Source organism: Aquidulcibacter paucihalophilus (assembly GCA_030285985.1).
Classification (GTDB): Bacteria; Pseudomonadota; Alphaproteobacteria; order Caulobacterales; family Caulobacteraceae; genus Brevundimonas.
On record CP127384.1, the window covers coordinates 1,785,609 to 1,802,624 of the forward strand.

18 protein-coding genes are annotated in these 17,016 nt (G+C 69.4%); 7 read left to right on the forward strand and 11 right to left on the reverse strand.

Features of this window, described 5'->3' with window-relative positions:
• Window position 1: 1 nt before the first annotated feature.
• The 5 genes from pyrE to folK form a co-directional block, all read right to left on the reverse strand.
• A complete protein-coding gene (gene pyrE, locus KB221_08640; GenBank protein WIY68173.1) occupies window positions 2-592 on the reverse strand; it encodes an orotate phosphoribosyltransferase in 591 nt (196 codons plus the stop codon).
• Between the two features lie 50 nt (window positions 593-642).
• Window positions 643-1,383, reverse strand: a complete 741-nt coding sequence (locus KB221_08645; protein WIY68174.1) for an LOG family protein — start codon at window positions 1,381-1,383, stop codon at window positions 643-645.
• Between the two features lie 35 nt (window positions 1,384-1,418).
• Window positions 1,419-3,485, reverse strand: a complete 2,067-nt coding sequence (locus KB221_08650) for a bifunctional (p)ppGpp synthetase/guanosine-3',5'-bis(diphosphate) 3'-pyrophosphohydrolase (GenBank protein ID WIY70894.1) — start codon at window positions 3,483-3,485, stop codon at window positions 1,419-1,421.
• A gap of 221 nt (window positions 3,486-3,706) precedes the next feature.
• On the reverse strand, window positions 3,707-4,066 hold the full coding sequence (gene rpoZ / locus KB221_08655) for a DNA-directed RNA polymerase subunit omega (GenBank protein WIY68175.1): 360 nt from the start codon (window positions 4,064-4,066) through the stop codon (window positions 3,707-3,709).
• An 85-nt stretch (window positions 4,067-4,151) separates the two neighbouring features.
• Window positions 4,152-4,736, reverse strand: a complete 585-nt coding sequence (gene folK, locus KB221_08660) for a 2-amino-4-hydroxy-6-hydroxymethyldihydropteridine diphosphokinase (GenBank protein ID WIY68176.1) — start codon at window positions 4,734-4,736, stop codon at window positions 4,152-4,154.
• Here folK and KB221_08665 point away from each other — a divergent pair.
• Complete coding sequence (locus KB221_08665) at window positions 4,735-5,412, forward strand: uracil-DNA glycosylase (protein ID WIY68177.1); 678 nt, start codon at window positions 4,735-4,737, stop codon at window positions 5,410-5,412. The genes folK and KB221_08665 overlap by 2 nt on opposite strands.
• A gap of 131 nt (window positions 5,413-5,543) precedes the next feature.
• Complete coding sequence (locus tag KB221_08670) at window positions 5,544-5,759, forward strand: hypothetical protein (GenBank protein WIY68178.1); 216 nt, start codon at window positions 5,544-5,546, stop codon at window positions 5,757-5,759.
• A 1-nt stretch (window position 5,760) separates the two neighbouring features.
• On the opposite strand, the gene smpB is transcribed toward KB221_08670, so the two are convergent.
• Complete coding sequence (gene smpB / locus KB221_08675) at window positions 5,761-6,210, reverse strand: SsrA-binding protein SmpB (GenBank protein WIY70895.1); 450 nt, start codon at window positions 6,208-6,210, stop codon at window positions 5,761-5,763.
• 20 nt (window positions 6,211-6,230) lie between these two features.
• Window positions 6,231-7,115, reverse strand: coding sequence for a 4-hydroxy-tetrahydrodipicolinate synthase (gene dapA, locus KB221_08680; GenBank protein ID WIY68179.1), 885 nt, complete (start codon window positions 7,113-7,115; stop codon window positions 6,231-6,233).
• 115 nt (window positions 7,116-7,230) lie between these two features.
• On the opposite strand from dapA, the gene KB221_08685 reads away from it, so the two are divergent.
• Entirely contained in the window at window positions 7,231-9,321 is a 2,091-nt protein-coding gene (locus tag KB221_08685) for a lytic transglycosylase domain-containing protein (protein WIY68180.1), read from the forward strand.
• Here the strand turns inward: KB221_08685 and KB221_08690 are convergent.
• The 4 genes from KB221_08690 to KB221_08705 are packed head-to-tail and all read right to left on the reverse strand — an operon-like array spanning window position 9,270 to window position 12,482.
• The gene (locus KB221_08690) at window positions 9,270-10,070 is read right to left on the reverse strand and encodes an ABC transporter ATP-binding protein (GenBank protein WIY68181.1); all 801 of its coding nucleotides are present in this window, start codon (window positions 10,068-10,070) and stop codon (window positions 9,270-9,272) included. The two genes, KB221_08685 and KB221_08690, sit on opposite strands and share 52 nt — an antisense overlap.
• Window positions 10,067-11,056, reverse strand: coding sequence for an iron ABC transporter permease (locus KB221_08695; GenBank protein WIY68182.1), 990 nt, complete (start codon window positions 11,054-11,056; stop codon window positions 10,067-10,069). The genes KB221_08690 and KB221_08695 overlap by 4 nt, the downstream gene beginning before the upstream one ends.
• Window positions 11,053-11,850, reverse strand: a complete 798-nt coding sequence (locus KB221_08700; GenBank protein WIY68183.1) for an ABC transporter substrate-binding protein — start codon at window positions 11,848-11,850, stop codon at window positions 11,053-11,055. The genes KB221_08695 and KB221_08700 overlap by 4 nt, the downstream gene beginning before the upstream one ends.
• On the reverse strand, window positions 11,847-12,482 hold the full coding sequence (locus KB221_08705; GenBank protein WIY68184.1) for a TetR/AcrR family transcriptional regulator: 636 nt from the start codon (window positions 12,480-12,482) through the stop codon (window positions 11,847-11,849). Before KB221_08705 ends, KB221_08700 begins: the two co-directional genes overlap by 4 nt.
• 179 nt (window positions 12,483-12,661) lie before the next feature.
• Between KB221_08705 and KB221_08710 the strand changes: the two genes are divergently transcribed.
• From KB221_08710 to KB221_08725, 4 genes are all read left to right on the forward strand, one after another.
• On the forward strand, window positions 12,662-14,080 hold the full coding sequence (locus KB221_08710) for a glycosyltransferase (protein WIY68185.1): 1,419 nt from the start codon (window positions 12,662-12,664) through the stop codon (window positions 14,078-14,080).
• Complete coding sequence (locus KB221_08715; GenBank protein ID WIY68186.1) at window positions 14,052-14,942, forward strand: class I SAM-dependent methyltransferase; 891 nt, start codon at window positions 14,052-14,054, stop codon at window positions 14,940-14,942. The genes KB221_08710 and KB221_08715 overlap by 29 nt, the downstream gene beginning before the upstream one ends.
• Window positions 14,939-15,736, forward strand: a complete 798-nt coding sequence (locus KB221_08720) for an RNA methyltransferase (GenBank protein WIY68187.1) — start codon at window positions 14,939-14,941, stop codon at window positions 15,734-15,736. The genes KB221_08715 and KB221_08720 overlap by 4 nt, the downstream gene beginning before the upstream one ends.
• An 82-nt stretch (window positions 15,737-15,818) precedes the next feature.
• Window positions 15,819-17,000 carry a PDZ domain-containing protein gene (locus KB221_08725; protein ID WIY68188.1) on the forward strand — a complete coding sequence of 394 codons (1,182 nt, stop codon included), beginning with the start codon at window positions 15,819-15,821 and terminating at the stop codon, window positions 16,998-17,000.
• Window positions 17,001-17,016 lie beyond the last annotated feature (16 nt).

The following is a 17,016-nucleotide window of genomic DNA, read 5'->3' on the forward strand; positions in this document are numbered from 1 at the left end:
CCTAACCCTTGCTCGCCAGCCGGCGGCTGCCGGGGTCCTCAACCGGCAGGGCGGCCAGTTCGGGCGGCAGGGCGTCGGCGGGGTATGCGGGCACATCCAGCGTCGCCAGCGCCACCAGCGGCACGCCGACATCGGCCCGGCCGCCCGACCGATCGACGATACACGCCGCCGCCACGACCGTACCGCCCGCCGCCTCGATGGCCGCGATACATTCGCGCGAACTCAACCCCGTCGTGACGATGTCCTCGACCATCACGACCTTCTGCCCGGGCTCGACATGGAAGCCGCGGCGCAATTTGAAAGTGCCGCCCTCCCGCTCGACATACATGGACGGCACGCCCAGCCAGCGCGCGGTCTCATAGCCGGGAATGATGCCGCCCACGGCCGGCGAGATGGCCACGTCGACGGGGCCGACCGCCGCCGTGATCTTTTCCGCCAGCGCCTTGCACAGACGGGCGCAACGCGCCGTGTCCATGAACACCAGGTTCTTCTGCAGGAACACGGGGCTGTGCAGTCCCGAGGACAGCACGAAATGGCCTTCGCGCAGGGCGCCGGCACCACGGAATTCGTTGAGTACGTCGTCTGAGGTCATGGCGTGGTGTCTAGCTCAGCCGCGGCCGCAACAGAAGTCACGCGCCTGCGTCATTCCAGGCTTTCGCCTGGCTTCAGGCCGCAATCCAGCAGGGTTCGCCAGATTGCGTCGGCGTCCTCGGCAAAACGGAACAGGCGGAAATCGTCGGCGGCGATCATCCCGTGCTCGATCAGGACGTCGAAATTGATCACCGAGCGCCACCAGGCCTCGTCGAAGAGGACGATGGGGATCGCCGGCGACTTCCCGGTCTGGCGCAGGGTCAGGATCTCGAACAGTTCGTCGAACGTGCCGAAGCCGCCCGGAAAGACCACCAGCGCATTGGCCCGCATCGCGAAATGCATCTTGCGCATGGCGAAATAGTGAAAGCGGAAGGTCAGCTCGGGCGTGGACCAGCCGTTGGGTTCCTGCTCGTGCGGCAGGGTGATGTTAAAGCCGATCGACGGCGCGCCGACGTCGTGCGCCCCGCGGTTGGCGGCACCCATCACGCCGGGGCCGCCCCCGGTGGCGATGACATTGTCTCTCGGCTGGCCAGGCGTATCCCGAAGCGCGCCACCCCGCTCGGAGGCCAGCCGCCCGAACGCGCGGGCTTCAGCGTACCAGCGCGCGTGCTGGCCGGCCCCGTCCTCACCGATCCGGGCGCTGCCGAAGACCACGATGGTCGATCTCACGCCCCAGGTCCGCAGGGCCTCCTCAGCCTTGGCGTATTCCATGAAAAAGCGCACGCCGCGCATGGAATCGCTGAGGATGAAGTCCGGATCGAGGGCCGCAAGGCGGTAAGAGGCCGAGGCCATCTGGTCCGCGTTGTCCGGGCTCCCCGGTGCCTCGCTCACCCCCTCGCCCGCTCGACCGTATCCACCGAGGGATTGGTCCGCAGGGCGGCCATGATGGCCGTGGCGTGTTTGGCGTCCTCGACCTCCATGTCGATGTCGACATCGAAGAAGTCCTGCTGCCGGTGGCTCATGACCAGATTCAGGATATTGCCGCCGGCCTCACCGATGATGGTGGCGACCTGCCCCAGGACACCAGGGGCGTTCTTGATCGTGGCGCGGATGCGCGCGGACGCCACAGCCCCCTGCTCCGCCTGCGGCGTCCATTGCAGGTCCTGCCAGACGGAATCGTCGTCGGCGTAGTCGGCCAGCTTCTGACAGTCGATGGTGTGAACCGTCAGCCCGGCCTCGGGCTCCAGGATGCCGACGATCCGGTCGCCGGGCACGGGCGAACAGCAGTGGCCAAAATGGACGCTGATGCCCGGCGTCAATCCGCCGCCGCGCACAAACAGCCGCGCCTGCTCATCGCCGATGCGTTTGCGGTCCGGGCCGGCCTTCAGCCGCCCCTTCAGCGCCGGGAACAGGGTCTCGCCGACCTTGGCCGCCGACACCCGACCGCGGCCGATGGCCTCGTACAGGTCTTCCTCCGAAGCGAAGGCGAAGGTTTCCAGCATCGCCTTCAGCGACACCTCGGCCAGGGACTTGCCCGCACGCGACAGGGTCTGGTCGAGCGTGGCCCGGCCCAGCTTCTGGAACTCACCGCGCTCAGAGGTCCGGATGTGCCGACGGATCGCCGACCGCGCCCGGCCCGTGATGGTCAGGGAGCGCCAGTCGACGGGAATCTCCCGCTTGGCACCGCGCACGATCTCGACCACGTCGCCGTTCTGCAGCTGGGTCCGCATCGGCTTGAGTTCGCCATTGATCTTGACCCCGACCGCCGTGTCCCCGACCTCGGTGTGGACGGCATAGGCGAAGTCCAGCGGCATGCCGCCGCGCGGCAGGGTGATCAGCGAGCCCTTGGGCGTGAACACGAAGACCTGCTCGAGATACATCTCCAGCTTGGCGTGCTCGACCCAGTCCTCGCCGCCCTCGCCGTGTTCGATGACCTGCACCAGATGCCGCAGGTTCTGCAGCGGGTCGCGTCCACCGTCCTGCTCCATGGCCTCCTTGTCGAAGCCATAGGATTTGTTCTTGTAGGCCCAGTGCGCCGCCACCCCGTCCTCGGCGACCCGGTCCATCGGCTCGGTGCGGATCTGCATCTCGATTCGCAGCCCCGACGGCCCGACCACGGTCGTGTGCAGCGAACGGTAGTTGTTCGACTTGGGCGTGGAGATGAAGTCCTTGAACCGCTCGGGCACCATCGGCCAGGCGCGGTGGATCACCCCGAGCGCGCGGTAGCAGTCGTCCTCGGCCTCGACGATGACCCGGAAGCCGTAGATGTCGGACAGGGACGAGAAACCCACCGACTTGCGCTGCAGCTTTCGCCAGATCGAATAGGGCGTCTTCTGCCGGCCGAACACCTTGGCCCGGACCCCGGCCTCCTCCAGCACGCGTTCGACCTCGCGGGAGACCCCGTCGATGGCGCGTCCGTGTTCCAGTTTCAGCGCCTCCAGCCGCCGCTCAATGGCGGTGCGGGCGGTCGGGTTCAGGTGCTCGAACGCGAGCTCTTCCAGTTCGGACGCGATCGAATGGATGCCGATCGACCGGCCCAGTGGCGCATAGACCTCAAGCGTTTCGCGGCTGATGCGCTCGCGCTTCTCGGGCTTCACATGCTTCAGCGTCCGCATGTTGTGCAGACGGTCGGCCAGCTTCACCAGCAGGACGCGCACGTCCTTCGAGATGGCGAGGATGAATTTGCGCAGGTTCTCGGCCTGGCGCGTGTGCTCGGCCTGAAGCTCCAGCCGCGACAGCTTGGTGACCCCCTCGACCAGCGAGGCCACCTCCTCGCCGAAGCGTTCGGCGATGTCGTCGCGGGTGGCCGAGGTGTCCTCGACCACATCGTGCAGCAGGGCGGTGACGATGGTGGCGGTATCGAGCCGGTAGTCGGTCAGGATGCCGGCGACCTGGATCGGATGCGCGAAATAGGGATCGCCCGAGGCCCGCATCTGCGAGCCGTGCATCTTCATCGCATAGACATAGGCGCGGTTCAGAAGCGCCTCGTCCGCGGTGGGATCATAGGCGCGCACCGCCTCGACCAGTTCGAACTGGCGAAGCACCCTCGAGCGGGGATGGGGTTCCGGATCCGCGTGAGGACGCGGACCGCCGGGATCGTTCAGATTGGCGGGTTCGGGCGTCGGCGCGGGCTGCCGCGCCGGCAGGATGGTGATACCGTTGGCGGGATCCGCCGTCAGTAGCGTTCCTCCTGGCCGCCGTCGCGGTCGCTTTGCAGCGCGCGGATCAGCTCGGCCTCGGCCATGTTCATGTGCTGGGGTTCAGCCAGCAGGCCCACGATTTCGGCCTCGTCCTCGGCTTCGGTGCGCTCGTCGACGCGTTGCAGGGCAACGATGACGGTCTCGCGAAGCTCGTCCGGCACGACGGTCGAGTCGGCCAGTTCGCGCAGGGCCACGACGGGGTTCTTGTCGTTGTCCCGATCGAGGGTCAGGGGCGCGCCGTTGGCGATCGCGCGGGCGCGGTTGCCCGCCAGCAGGACCAGGCCGAACCGGTTCGGCACCTTCTCGATGCAGTCTTCGACAGTGACGCGAGCCATGAATATCCTCGGGCGCGGGGGGAGAACCGCACAAACTATAGGGTCAGCCTGAATTGTGCAACGCCGCATGGGCGGGAATGAGGCGTCAACCCAGCGGCACTGCGTCTTTTCCGATCGAAGCCGACGCGGCCAGCGCCTTCGCCGTCTCTCCCCCGGGAAGCATCCACGCCGGCGCGATCTCCGCCAGCGGGCCCATGACGAACCTGCGCACGGCCGCACGCGGGTGCGGCAGGATCAGGCCGTCGAGGTCTCCGGTCGTCCGGCCATAGGCGATCAGATCGAGGTCCAGGGTCCGTGGCGCATTGGCCGCACCGCGCTGACGCCCGAACGCCTCCTCGATCCGGCCCAGTGCCGCCATCAGTTGATGCGGGTCATGCGCCGTATGGACGATGACCACCCCGTTCAGGAACGGCGGGTCCGTCGGATCGGGCCAGGCCGCAGAACGCCACCAGGACGACCGCGCCACCACATCGATCCCCTCGGCCCGGAACCGCGCCAGCGCCGCCTCCAGCGCCTCGCGGCAGTCGCGCCAGACCCCGCAGTCATTGCAGCCCAGCGCCACCACAATGGCGTCGTCCAGCCCGGCCGCGCCGTCGAACGGAACGGGCGGCGGCGCTTTCTGCTGCGAGCCGGGCTTCTCCATCCCTGCGTAATACACCAATGAGGACATGCGCGCCCGCCCCTCGCCGAAGGATTCGCCCGCCTTGCCGACCACACCCTCCGAGCCACCCCGCGACTGCCCCCTCTGCCCCCGCCTGGTGGAGTATCGGCGAGAGAACCAGCGCCAGAACCCTGGCTGGTTCAACGGCCCCGCCCCCTCCTTCGGCGACCCGGACGCCAGGCTGCTGGTCGCGGGTCTCGCCCCTGGCCGTACCGGTGCCAACCGCACCGGCCGGCCCTTCACCGGCGATGGCGCCGGCGTCATTCTCTACGAGACCCTGCTGAAGACCGGCTTCGCCACCGGCCGGTACGAGGCCCGGCCCGACGACAGCCTCCAGCTTGTCGACTGCATGATCACCAACGCCGTCCGCTGCGCCCCGCCCGGCAACAAGCCCCTGCCCGTCGAGGAGGCCACCTGCCGTCCGTTCCTGACCGCCCGGCTGGCCGCCCTGCCCCGGCTCAAGGTCATCGTCACCCTCGGCGACGTCTCGCGGCGCAATGTGCTCAAGGCGATGGGCCTGTCCGGCTCCGCGGCCCCGCCCGGCCACGGCGTCGAGGCGACGCTGGGCGGCTATGTGATCCTGAACAGCTATCACTGCTCCCGCCTCAACACGAACACCGGCCGGCTGACCCCCGCCATGTTCGAGGCCATCTTCCGGCGGGCCCGCGAAATCATCGAATCCTGACCGAACACCGCTCTCCAAATCGGCGAGTGTGGCTCTCCTGCCACGCGAATCAGCGGGCGCCGGGTGTAGCGTCATCCTCGAGGAACAGTGCTGCGTACCTGGCGTTGATCGAACAGCTTTGGAGGGCTGTGATGCGTGGGTCGAACGGGGTCTTTTCACCTCAGGAACGGAAGACGGCGCTGTGGGCGCTGCTGATGGCGGGCCTGATCGCCGTCATGGGCATGGTGATCCAGCAATGGAGCCAGCCCTCGGTCGGTCCCGGCGGGTACGAAGCCTATATGACCGCCCCGCCCCCCGGCGTCATCGACGCCCAGCCGATGATCGACCTGGGCCAGCCGCTGGGCTGATCTACCCCCGGTCCTTCATCAGCCGGGCCTTGTCCCGCTGCCAGTCGCGCTGGGCTGTGGCCTCGCGCTTGTCGTGCAGCTTCTTGCCCTTGGCCAGGGCGATCTCGATCTTCGCCTTGCCCGCCTCGTTCAGGTACAGCTTGACCGGAATAATGGTCTGGCCGTCGCGCTGTACGGCACCGATCAGCTTGTCGATCTGCTTGCGGTGCAGCAGCAGTTTCCGGTGCCGGCGCGGCTCGTGGTTGAAGCGGTTGGCCTGTTTGTAGGGCGGAATGTCGGCGTTCACGAGCACGATCTCGCGCCCCTCCACCGCCGCATAACTCTCGGCGATATTGGCCCGCCCGTCGCGCAGCGCCTTGATCTCGGTGCCGAGCAGCATGATGCCGGCCTCGACATAGTCCTCGAGGAAATAGTCGAATTTCGCCCGCCGGTTCTCGGCGATGATCTTCATCTTGGGGGCTGTGGACGCCATCAGCCCAGGCCCGCATCCGCCATGGCGCGGTCGATGGCCGGCTTCACCGCATCGGAGGTCAGGGACAGGGGCAGGCGCATCTCCTCGCCACACAGCTGCAGGCGCGACAGGGCGTATTTCGTCGGCGCCGGGGAGTTGTCGAGGAACAGCGCCTTGTGCAGGCCGATCAGCCGGTCCTGCCAGTCGCGCGCCGTGGCGTAGTCGCCCGCCGCCGCGGCCTCGTGCAGGGCCACCATGGCCTCCGGCGCCACATTGGACGTCACCGAAATCACCCCCACGCCGCCCTGGGCGTGGTAGCCGAGGTAGCTGGGATCATCGCCCGAGATCAGGTCGAACTGCCCGCCGATATTGGCCCGCATCCAGCTGACCCTGCCCAGGTCTCCGGTCGCATCCTTGATGCCGACGATGTTTGGATGGGCCGCCAGCCGCGCCACGGTCTCGTTCGACATGTCCACGCCCGTCCGGCCAGGCACATTGTACAGCAGCACCGGCAGCTGGACTGCCTCGGCGATCGCCTCGAAATGCAGCGCCAGGCCCGCCTGCGAAGGCCGGTTGTAATAGGGGGTGACGATCAGGGCCCCGTCGGCGCCGACGGTCTTGGCGAACCGGGCCAGCTCGATCGACTTTTCGGTCGCCGACGATCCGGCGCCGGCGATAACGCGGGTGCGCCCGGCCGCGACCTGAACGCACAGCTCCACCACCCGCTTGTGCTCATCGAGCGACAGCGAGGCGCTCTCGCCCGTCGTGCCCATCGGCACGACGCCGTGGATGCCGGCGGCGATCTGGCGTTCCAGAAGCTGCGTGAAGGCGGCTTCGTCCACCTTTCCGTCACGAAGTGGTGTGATCAGGGCGGTGATCACGCCCTTGAACAAGGGGGCGGTCATTGAGACAGATGGTCCTGCGTGGAAAATCGGGGCGACAGTCGCCGGATATTAAGCGTTGGAGGGTAGGTTGCCGGTCGCCCGACCGCAACCGCGACGCATGGAGATCGGACAGGCAATGATCGCTACCAGCCTTGCGGCCGTCCTGGCCCTGCTCGCCCCCGCGCCTGAATCCCTGCTGCCCCAGGAAGTGCCGTACAGCGCCGTGGCGTCCACGGGTCCCGTCAGCAACCAGCCGCGCGTGCTGAACGACCAGGACACGGCGCTCTTCCGCCAAGGCTTGGCCGCGGCCCGTTCGCGCGACATTTCGGGTGCCCGCGACGCCGCCGCGCAGATCGGTGACCCGGTCGCCCGCAAGCTGGTCGAATGGGCCCTGCTGGACACGTCGGCCGACCAGATGCCGGTCAGCGACCTCATCGCCGCCCGCAGCGCCTTCGCCGGCTGGCCCCGGGCCGACAGCCGCAACGCCGCCGCCGAGCGGGCGCTGGACCGCGCCTATGCCGGGCCGGAGGCCGCCATCAACCTGTTCGCCCGCAGCGGACCGACTGCCATCCAGGGGGCCCTCGCTCTCGCCGATGCGCTGGAGCAGCGCGGCCGGTCCGATGAGGCCCGCCGCCTGATCACCGACTGGTGGCGCACCCGCTCCTTCGACGACGCGACCCAGACCCGCATCCTGACCCGCTGGGGCTCCAGCCTGACCGAGGCCGACCACAGCGCGCGGCTGAACATGCTGCTGCTCGGGCCGCACGGTCCGGCGACCCGCGCCATGATTCCGCTGGTCCCGTCCGACCGCCAGGCCGTCGCCAACGTCGTCATGGCCCTGCGCACCGCCTACAGCCCGGACGCTATCGTCGCCAACCTCAGCCCGACCCAGGCGCTGGACCCGGCCGTGGCCCTCGAACGCGTCCGCATCCTGCGCTCGCAGAACCGCCAGTCCGAAGGCTTCGCCCTTCTGGCCGCCCTGCCCGCCGCGCCGTCGCACACCGAGGGCCAGAACACCCTGTGGAGCGAGCGCCGGAACTATTTCCTCGACGCGCTGGAGCGCCGCAACGGCCAGGCCGCCTATGACGCCATGGCCGGCCACGGCTTCCCCGCCGGCGAACGCAAGGTCGATGCCGAGTTCTTCGCCGGCTGGGCGGCGCTGGTGAAGCTGAACGACCCGGTTCGCGCGACGCGGCATTTCGAGGCCCTGCGCCAGATGTCCTCGACCCCGATCACCCAGGGTCGCGCCCTCTACTGGCTGGGCCGTGCCGCCGAGGCCCAGGGCAATACCCCCGCCGCCATCCAGCACTATCGGGACGGTGCCCGCCACATCCAGACCTTCTACGGCCAGCTGGCCGCTGAAAAGGCCGGGCTGACCACGATCAACCTGCCCGCCGATCCAGTCCCGACCGCCGCCGACGTCGCCGCCTTCGATAACAATGAGGTGGTCCGCGCCATGCGGATCCTCGGCGAGACCGGCGAGATGAGCCTGTTCCGCGTCTTTGCCTTCCAGCTGGACGATGACCTGCCAGGTCCCGCCGGCCTGGCCCTGCTGATGGATCTGTCGCGCAACTACGGTGAAGGCTTCACCGCCATGATGGTGGGCCGGGCCGCCAGCCAGCGCGGCTTCCTGATCCCCGAGCGGCAGTACCCGGTCCGTCTGCCGCCTGCGGTCGCCGGCGCGGCACCGATCGAGTTCACCCTCGCCATCACGCGGCAGGAATCCAGCTTCGATCCTCGCGCACGGTCCCATGCCAATGCCCGGGGCATGATGCAGTTCATCCCGGCCACGGGGCGCTCGGTCGCCCGTCAGCTGGGCCTGCCCTATTCGGATGAGCGGCTCTATGACGCCGACTTCAACATGACGCTGGGCAGCTTCCATCTCGGCGACCTGACCAGCGATTTCGGCGGCTCGATGCTGCTGACGACCATCGCCTACAACGCCGGACCCGGACGCCCGCCGCAATGGGTCGCGCGTTGCGGCGACCCGCGCGGCGCAACGGCCGATCCCGTCGACTTCATCGAGTGCGCGCCCTTCACCGAGACTCGTAACTATATGATGCGAGTCATGGAAAACATGCAGGTCTATCGCGCGCGCCTGAACGGCGGATCGGCCCCCTTGAGCCTGTCCCAGGACCTGCGCCGCGGTGTCCCGGCCGGACCCGCGCCCTACACCTATGCCGGCGAGGACGCGGTCCGGGTGCCCGAGGGCGAGCCGACGGAATAGCGGCCGCTTGAAAGCAGGGGCCCGTCAGGCCCCTCGACCCAGCGCGCCGCCAGTCCGAACACACGCGCCATGATCTCGGGCGTCAGCGCCTCCAGCGGCGCGGCATGGGCCTCGACCTGTCCGGCGTTCATCACAACCACCCGGTCCGCGAACCGCGCCGCAAGGCCCAGATCGTGCAGGCTGACCAGCACCGCCTGCCCCGCCGCGGCGCGGGCCTTCAGCCGCTCCAGCACCATCAACTGCGCGTCCGGATCCAGCCCCGCCGTCGGCTCATCTGCCAGCAGCGCCGGCGCATGGGCTGCCAGTGCCCGCGCCAGCAACACCCTCGCCCGCTCGCCGCCTGACATCTCGGCCACGCCGCGGTCGGCCAGATGTCCGGCCTCGACCTCATCCAGCGCGGCGCGCGCTGCGGTCATGGCCTCCGCGCCCGACAGGAAGGGCACGCCAAGGGCGGCGACTTCGATCGCAGGCAGGTTCCAGGCGATGCGCCCATCCTGCGGCAGATAGGATACGCGCGCCGCGCGGGCCCGCAGCGACAGGGTGGTCACATCGTCGCCCTGCAGACGAACGACACCTCCGGTCAGCGGCAATAGTCCGGCAAACGCCCGGATCAGGCTGGACTTGCCGGCCCCGTTCGGACCGACGACAGTCACCAGCTGGCCCGCTTCCACCAGCACGTCAGCGCCGTCCAGCACGGTGCGTCCGCCGATACGGGCGTCCGCGTCCCACATGGTCAGAAAGGCCGTCACAGCCGCCACTCCCGCGCCGCTCGCCAGGCGATCATCGCGAACAGGGGCGCACCGACCAGGGCGGTGAACACCCCCAGCTTCAGTTCCTGATCCGTCGGGCTCATCCGCGCCAGCAGGTCCGCGACCACCAGCATCAGCCCGCCCGCCAGCGCGGACGGCAGCAGCAGCCGTCCGGGATCCCCCCGCACCGCGCTGCGCACCAGATGGGGGGCCGCCAGACCGACAAAGCCGATCACGCCGGCGACCGCCACAGCGGCACCCGTGGCCAGGGCCGTGGCCAGCAGGGCCAGCAGTCGGAGCCGCGCCATCGGCAGGCCCGAGGTTCGCGCCGTCTCCTCGCCGAGACTGAGCATCCGCAGCCCCGGTGCCGCCAGCGCAGCCAGCGCACCGGCCACCAGGACCGCCGGCGTGACCCAGGCCACATCGATCCAGCTACGGTTCTGTACCGAGCCCAGCAGCCAGCTCATCACCTCCGCCGCGGCGATCGGCGACGGCGACAGGTTGAAGATCAGGGCCGTGGCCGCGCCGGCAAAACTCGACACCGCCACGCCGAACAGGATCAGCGCCTCCGGCGACCGCACCCGCGCCGAGAACAGGATCAGCAGGCCACCCGCCAGCCCGGCCCCCAGAAGCGCCGAGACCTCCACCGCGCCCGGTGCCGCAGCCGCACCGAGCACGATCGCCGCCGCGGCCGCCAGCGCCGCCGACGCCGACACGCCCAGCACGCCCGGATCGGCCAGCGGATTGCGTAACAACCCCTGCATCACTGCCCCAGACAGGCCCAGCGCCGCGCCGACCATCAGGGCCGTCGCCACGCGCGGCGCCCGCACCTGCCACAACACCTCCGCTGGACCCGAACCCGGATCGGCAAAGGCCTGGCTCATCTGCGCCATGTCGAAAACGGTCTCGCCCAGCAGGATTCCCAACGCGGACGCCGCCAGGATCAGGCCGGCCAGGACCAGCGTCAGCCGGGAGGGCCGCGTCATGATCCGGCCTTCAGCATCGCCGCCGCATCGGCCGCGAACCAGGCAGGACAGGTCAGGGCCGCTGCCGGCAGTCTCGCAGACACCTTGCCCCGGGCCGCCCTCTGCACGACCGGATGCCGACCCGGGCCACGCCAGTCGCCCCGCACCTGATCGAAGAAGCCCAGCACGAACCGGGCGGGCGGATACAGGGCGATCCGCTCCACGCTGACCGGCGCGAAGAACGGCCCGGGGGCCGCATTGGCGAATCCGGCTGCCGCCAGAATGGCGTCCACCAGCGTACCTCTGCCCGCGGTGAAGCCTCCCGCGGTCAGATACAGGGCCGATGGCCTGGGGGCCAAGGGTCCCAGGGCGGCCGCGCGCAGCCTCGCATCCATCCGCGCCGTCAGGGCCTGGCCCCGTTCCGGCACGCCCAGTCCTTGCGCGACTGTGCGAATATCCGCCCTTACTCCGTTGAAATCGGTTGCATCCTCGATCGTCACGACCCGCACACCGGTCGCTTCAAGACGGGCCAGAAGACGGGGCTCTCCGCCCCAGTAGCGGACGACCACATCGGGCCGGAAGGCGATCGCCGCCTCGAGCGTCGGCCGCACCCGCCGCCGTCCAGCGGCCGCGTCCCGAAGCCAGGCATCGGGATCGTCGGCGCGGGGCGAAAGGGCCAGTTCAGCATCCGGCCGCAGCGCCAGCACATACTGGTCGGCGCACTGGTCCAACGCCATGACCCGCAACGGCCGGGCCTCGGCAACGCCGGCTCCGAGCAGCACCAGTCCGGCCAGCGTCCCCGCCAGCCGCCTCACGGCTTCAGCAGGCCTGCGAACAAACCGTCCAGCAGGGTCGTAACCAGGGTGTCGCGCTCGACCCAGTCGAAATACGGCTTGGTGATCACCAGTGACACCACCCCGTGGCACCCGGCCCACAGCGCCTGAGCCGTCGTCGGCGCATCGCCCCGCAGCAACCCGGCCGCCTCGGCGTCCCGGACCACGGCTTCGAACGACCGGTAGAGGCCCCCGCCCAGTTCCTGCGCCGCTGACTGGGCACCGTGCTGAAGCTCAACCGGACGGGTCATATAGATCAGCCGGTAGGCGTTCGGATTGGCGAAGCCGAATTCGACATAGGCGCGCAGCATGCGCCGCAGCCGTTCGTCCGGCCCGCCGGGTTCGGCCACGATCGACTGGTTCATCTCCAGCAGGGCGGCAAAGGCCTGCCGGCAGATCTCGTGCAGGATCTCGCCCTTCTCGGCGAAATGCATGTAGAGCGCGGTCGAGGACAGGCCGACCTCGTCCGCGATCTTGCGGATCGTCGCCCCCTCATAGCCGTGCTCGACGAAGATGCGTTCCGCCGCGGCGAGGATTTCCGCGCGGCGGGCATGGCCCTCGCCCTTGGGCTTGCGCTGGGAACGCAGGTTGAGAGGGGTGGCGGCAACAGTCACGCGGGCGGCTCCGGACGTCGGGGTCCTGAATAGCGACATTCCCCGCCCCACGCCAATCGCTTGCAGCGCGCGAATCGCCAAGGTAACCCTTGGTAGTGGAGAGAGTTCAGCTCAGCGATCTGGAAGATCGCCGGCGAGACGCCGCGCGATACGGACCGCCGCTCGACCAGAGCGCGTCCATGCGGGCCTTTGCACCCGTTCAGATCCTCTGCCTTGCGGCCGCGGCGGCGGCGGGAGCGCTCTCGCTCAGGTTCTGGCCCGGGGGAGTCTCCGATGGGCTCATTACCGTCGCGGCGCTCGCCTTCCTGACCGTCGCGATCTGGCGCGTTGTCCTCATTCTGCTCAGCGCAGCGCCCCCGCGCGAAGCGCCGATCCCGGCGATCTGGCCACGCTACACCGTGCTGGCGGCCTTGCATGATGAAGCCGACATCGTCGGCCAGCTGGTCGAACGCCTCTCGCGCATCGACTACCCGCCCGACCGGCTTCAGGGCTTTCTGGTGCTGGAAGCCCACGACCACGAAACGATCGCCGCCGCCCTGGCCGCGCCCCGTCCGGACTGGCTGGACGTGCTGGTGACCCCGCCCGGCAAACCCCAGACCAAACCGCGCGCCCTCAACTTCGCCCTGACCCATGCCACGGGCGCGCTCCTGACTGTCTATGACGCCGAGGATGCACCCCATCCCGCCCAGCTTCGGGAGGCCGCCGCACGGTTCGCTGACGACCGCGATGGCCGTCTGGCCTGCTTGCAGGCGCCGCTTCGGATCCGCGCGCCGGTCAGCGCTGGATCCCGCTTCATCGACCGTCAATTCGCCGCTGAATATGCGGGGCTGTTCGAGACCATCCTGCCCGGCATGGCGCGGCTGCGCCTGCCCTTCCCGCTCGGCGGCACCAGCAACCATTTCCGCGTCGACGTCCTTCGCGCCATCGGCGGCTGGGATGCGTGGAATGTGACCGAGGACGCCGATCTGGGCTTCCGGCTCTGGAGCCGGGGCTGGACCCTCGGTGTAATAGCGCACCCGACCTGGGAGGCACCGCCCGGGGGTTTGGCGCACTGGCTGCCGCAAAGGACCCGCTGGCTTAAGGGCTATCTCCAGACCTGGGGTGTCCACACCCGCCGGCCATGGCAACTGGGCTGGCGGGGCCTGCTGGCGCTGGCCATGACCCTTGGCGCGGGCCTCGTTTCGGCGGCGATCCATGGCCTGACCCTCGCCTGGGTCGCGGCGACTGCGCTGGTATCCGTCATGGCCGGCCTGCCGCCGGAGACGCCGGTCCTGGCGCTCTGCGTCCTGGTGCTCGGCACGGCCTCCGCATGGCTGTCCTGCGCCATCGGGGCAAGGCGGGCCGGAGCGCCCTATGACGCCGGGGACATGATCCGGGCACCGGCCTACTGGGCCCTTCTGTCACTCGCCTTCGCCCATGCGGCATGGCGTCTGGTGCTCGACCCCTTCGCCTGGGACAAGACCCCTCATCGGCGTGACCCGGCCGCCGACGCGGAATCGCTCCCTGCCGCCGACGGAGAAACACACGACATGCTGGACGCGACCGCGCCTCTCCGCCTATCAGCGGGTCATGCCGCCGCGCCTCAACCCGTCGCCTGAGACCCTCGTCACCCGCGCCTGGGCGGACTACGCCCTGCTGGACAGCGGCGGCGGGCGCAAGCTCGAGCGCTACGGCCGCCACACCGTGGTCCGCCCCGAGCCCCAGTGCTTCTGGTCACCGCGTGATCCCGCCGCCTTCGACGCCGCCGACGCGGTCTTCGATCCGACGGACGAGGACGAGACGGGCCGCTGGCGGTTCGCGGGCAATCCGATCGACAGCTTCCCCCTGGCCTGGCGCGACGTGCGCTTCACCAGCCGCTTCACGCCCTTCCGCCACCTCGCCTTCTTCCCCGAACAGGCCGCCAACTGGGAGTGGCTGGACGGGCGGATCCGGCGACTGAACAGGCCGCGGATCCTGAACCTGTTCGGCTACACCGGCGTGGCCAGCCTGGCCTGCGCGGCGGCCGGCGCGGAGGTAACCCACGTCGACGCCTCCAAGAAGTCGGTCGCCTGGGCCCGCGAAAACGCCGAACTGTCCGGCATGGCCGACAAACCAATCCGCTGGATCGTCGAGGATGCCCGCAAATACGTTGCCCGCGAGGTCCGGCGCGGCTCGAAATATGACGGCATCATCCTGGACCCGCCGAAATACGGGCGCGGCCCGACCGGTGAGGTCTGGCGGCTGTTCGAGGACATGCCGGCCCTGTTGAAGGACTGCGCCGCCCTTCTGTCGGACGACGCCTCCTTCCTGTTGCTCAACGCCTATGCCGCCCGCGTCTCCGGCCTGTCCCTGGCCCATCTGATGGCGGAGGCCACCGCCGATCGCGGCGGGGTCATCGACTGGGGCGAACTGGCCCTGGCCGAGGACGGCCCGGACGGCCGCGCCATCGGCCTCAGCTTCTTCGCGCGCTGGTCGGCATGAGCGACCGCCTCATCACCTCCCTGACCAATGACACGGTCAAGAACGTCCGCGCCCTGCACATGCGCAAGGAACGCGAAGCGACGGGTCAGTTCCTCGCTGAAGGCCTCAAGTTCATCGGTGAAGCCCTTGATCAGCAACGCGCTCCGCGCCTGTTGCTGGTCGGCGAGGACGCCCGTCCGCATCCCATTCTGGAGCGCGCCCGCGAGGCGACCCGCGCCGCCGGCGGCGAGGTCGTGGTCGTCACCCACGCCATCCTCGAGAAGATCAGCCGTCGCGACAATCCGCAGACGGTGCTGGGCGTCTTCGACCAGGTCTACACACCCCTGTCCGCGATCCAGCCCGCCTCGGCCCCGGCCTGGGTGGCGCTGGAGCAGGTCCGTGATCCCGGCAATCTGGGCACCATCATCCGCACGGCTGACGCGGCCGGCTGCGGCGGCGTCATCCTGATCGGCGACTGCGTGGATCCCTTCTCCGTCGAGGCTGTGCGGGCCACCATGGGGTCGGTCTTCGCCGTCGCCATCGCCCGCGCCACCCCGGCAGAGTTCATCGCCTGGCGCCAGATGTGGCCCGGCAGCGTCATCGGCACCCGGCTGGACGCCACGGTCGGCCACCACGACGCCGCCATCGCCTATCCGGCCCTGATCCTGATGGGCAATGAACAGGCCGGCCTGACCGATACGCTCGCCGCGGCCTGCGACGTCAATGTGAAGATTCCCATGCGCGGCAGGGCCGACAGCCTCAACCTCGCCGTGGCCACCGGCATCATGGTCTATGCGGTCACCGACAAGGCCTGAACCTCGCCGCGTATGACGGCGGATTAACTTGCCGCGCTCCGCCCGGCGGGCCAGCCTTGGGAGATCTCATCCGGGGCATTCCATGCGTACCTTGCTGACCCTGCTGCTCGTCCTTGGCTGCGCCGCCTCACCGGCGCGCGCCCAGGCACAGCGGTCTGAACCGACGGCCGAGGCCTTCCGCGAGGACGCGCTTTCGATCGAAGGCCTGATCAACAGCCAGTACGCCTATCTGGACCGCTTCCCGGACGGCGCCATGCCGATGAGCCCCGCCCTGCGCGCCGAGGCCGGCGCGGTCGCGGACCGTCGCTCGCTGCTGCGATACGCCGAACACGCCATCGCGGCCCTGGCTGATCACCACGCCATCACCGGTGCCTCCTTCGCCGACAGCTGGGGCCTCGTACCCAGCTATTCCGATCTCTGGATCGAGCCGGAGGGCGACATCTGGAAAATCACTGCCGTGCGCGAGGGATCGCCGGCGGCCGGGGCCGGGATCCGCCCCGGTGACCGTCTTCTGGCCATCGGCGAAACCCCTGCCGCCGACGCCGTCGCCGCTTTCTGGGCCGAGCTGGGTCTTGAACCGACCGGAGACCGTGCCGGCTACGCCGCCCGTGTTCTGGCCGCGGGCCGCCGCAACCGGGCGCGTGACCTGACCCTGCGCGACGCCTCGGGGATCGAACGCCGCCTGACCCTGCCCAACCTCTACGCCGCCGGCCCCGGCGCGCGGCCGCCGGTCTCCGTCCATGAGGCCGGCGATGCCCTTGTGATCCGGTTCAATGACTCGCTCGGTGAGGACGCAACCGTCGCCGCCTTTGACGCCGCCATGGCCACCGCCCGACCCGGCCAGCCCGTCGTGCTCGATCTCACCGACACCGCCAGCGGCGGCAATACCGTGATCGCCCGCGCGGTCATGGGCTGGCTTGTGGATGCGCCCACCGTCTACCAGATCCACAACCTGCCCGCCGAGGAACGCGAGACCGGCGTGCCGCGCCAGTGGATCGAACAGGTCCTGCCCCGGCCCGGCAAACGCCACCGGGGCTCAGTCACCGTCCGCGTCGGCCGCTGGACCGGCAGTATGGGCGAGGGCCTGGCCGTCGGGATGGAGGCCCTGGGCGCGGATGTCGTCGGCGACCAGATGGCCGGGCTGCTCGGTGCCATCTACGATCACCGGCTGCCGAACTCAGGCCTGGTCATCAAACTGCCGACCGAGCGGCTCTATGCCGTCGACGGGACGCCGCGCGAAACGTTCAGACCGCGGCCCGAGTGAGCAACGGGCGCCGAGC

What these genes read in the sequence shown, in the direction of transcription:
- KB221_08685 (WIY68180.1), top strand. Translation starts at nt 7,231, where the DNA reads ATGATCGCTACCAGCCTTGCGGCCGTCCTGGCCCTGCTCGCCCCCGCG.
- KB221_08670 (WIY68178.1), top strand. Translation starts at nt 5,544, where the DNA reads ATGCGTGGGTCGAACGGGGTCTTTTCACCTCAGGAACGGAAGACGGCG.
- dapA (WIY68179.1), bottom strand. Translation starts at nt 7,115, where the DNA reads ATGACCGCCCCCTTGTTCAAGGGCGTGATCACCGCCCTGATCACACCA.
- KB221_08695 (WIY68182.1), bottom strand. Translation starts at nt 11,056, where the DNA reads ATGACGCGGCCCTCCCGGCTGACGCTGGTCCTGGCCGGCCTGATCCTG.
- KB221_08650 (WIY70894.1), bottom strand. Translation starts at nt 3,485, where the DNA reads ATGAAGATGCACGGCTCGCAGATGCGGGCCTCGGGCGATCCCTATTTC.
- folK (WIY68176.1), bottom strand. Translation starts at nt 4,736, where the DNA reads ATGTCCTCATTGGTGTATTACGCAGGGATGGAGAAGCCCGGCTCGCAG.
- pyrE (WIY68173.1), bottom strand. Translation starts at nt 592, where the DNA reads ATGACCTCAGACGACGTACTCAACGAATTCCGTGGTGCCGGCGCCCTG.
- KB221_08715 (WIY68186.1), top strand. Translation starts at nt 14,052, where the DNA reads ATGCCGCCGCGCCTCAACCCGTCGCCTGAGACCCTCGTCACCCGCGCC.
- KB221_08720 (WIY68187.1), top strand. Translation starts at nt 14,939, where the DNA reads ATGAGCGACCGCCTCATCACCTCCCTGACCAATGACACGGTCAAGAAC.
- KB221_08725 (WIY68188.1), top strand. Translation starts at nt 15,819, where the DNA reads ATGCGTACCTTGCTGACCCTGCTGCTCGTCCTTGGCTGCGCCGCCTCA.
- KB221_08665 (WIY68177.1), top strand. Translation starts at nt 4,735, where the DNA reads ATGCGCGCCCGCCCCTCGCCGAAGGATTCGCCCGCCTTGCCGACCACA.
- KB221_08710 (WIY68185.1), top strand. Translation starts at nt 12,662, where the DNA reads ATGCGGGCCTTTGCACCCGTTCAGATCCTCTGCCTTGCGGCCGCGGCG.
- rpoZ (WIY68175.1), bottom strand. Translation starts at nt 4,066, where the DNA reads ATGGCTCGCGTCACTGTCGAAGACTGCATCGAGAAGGTGCCGAACCGG.
- smpB (WIY70895.1), bottom strand. Translation starts at nt 6,210, where the DNA reads ATGAAGATCATCGCCGAGAACCGGCGGGCGAAATTCGACTATTTCCTC.
- KB221_08645 (WIY68174.1), bottom strand. Translation starts at nt 1,383, where the DNA reads ATGGCCTCGGCCTCTTACCGCCTTGCGGCCCTCGATCCGGACTTCATC.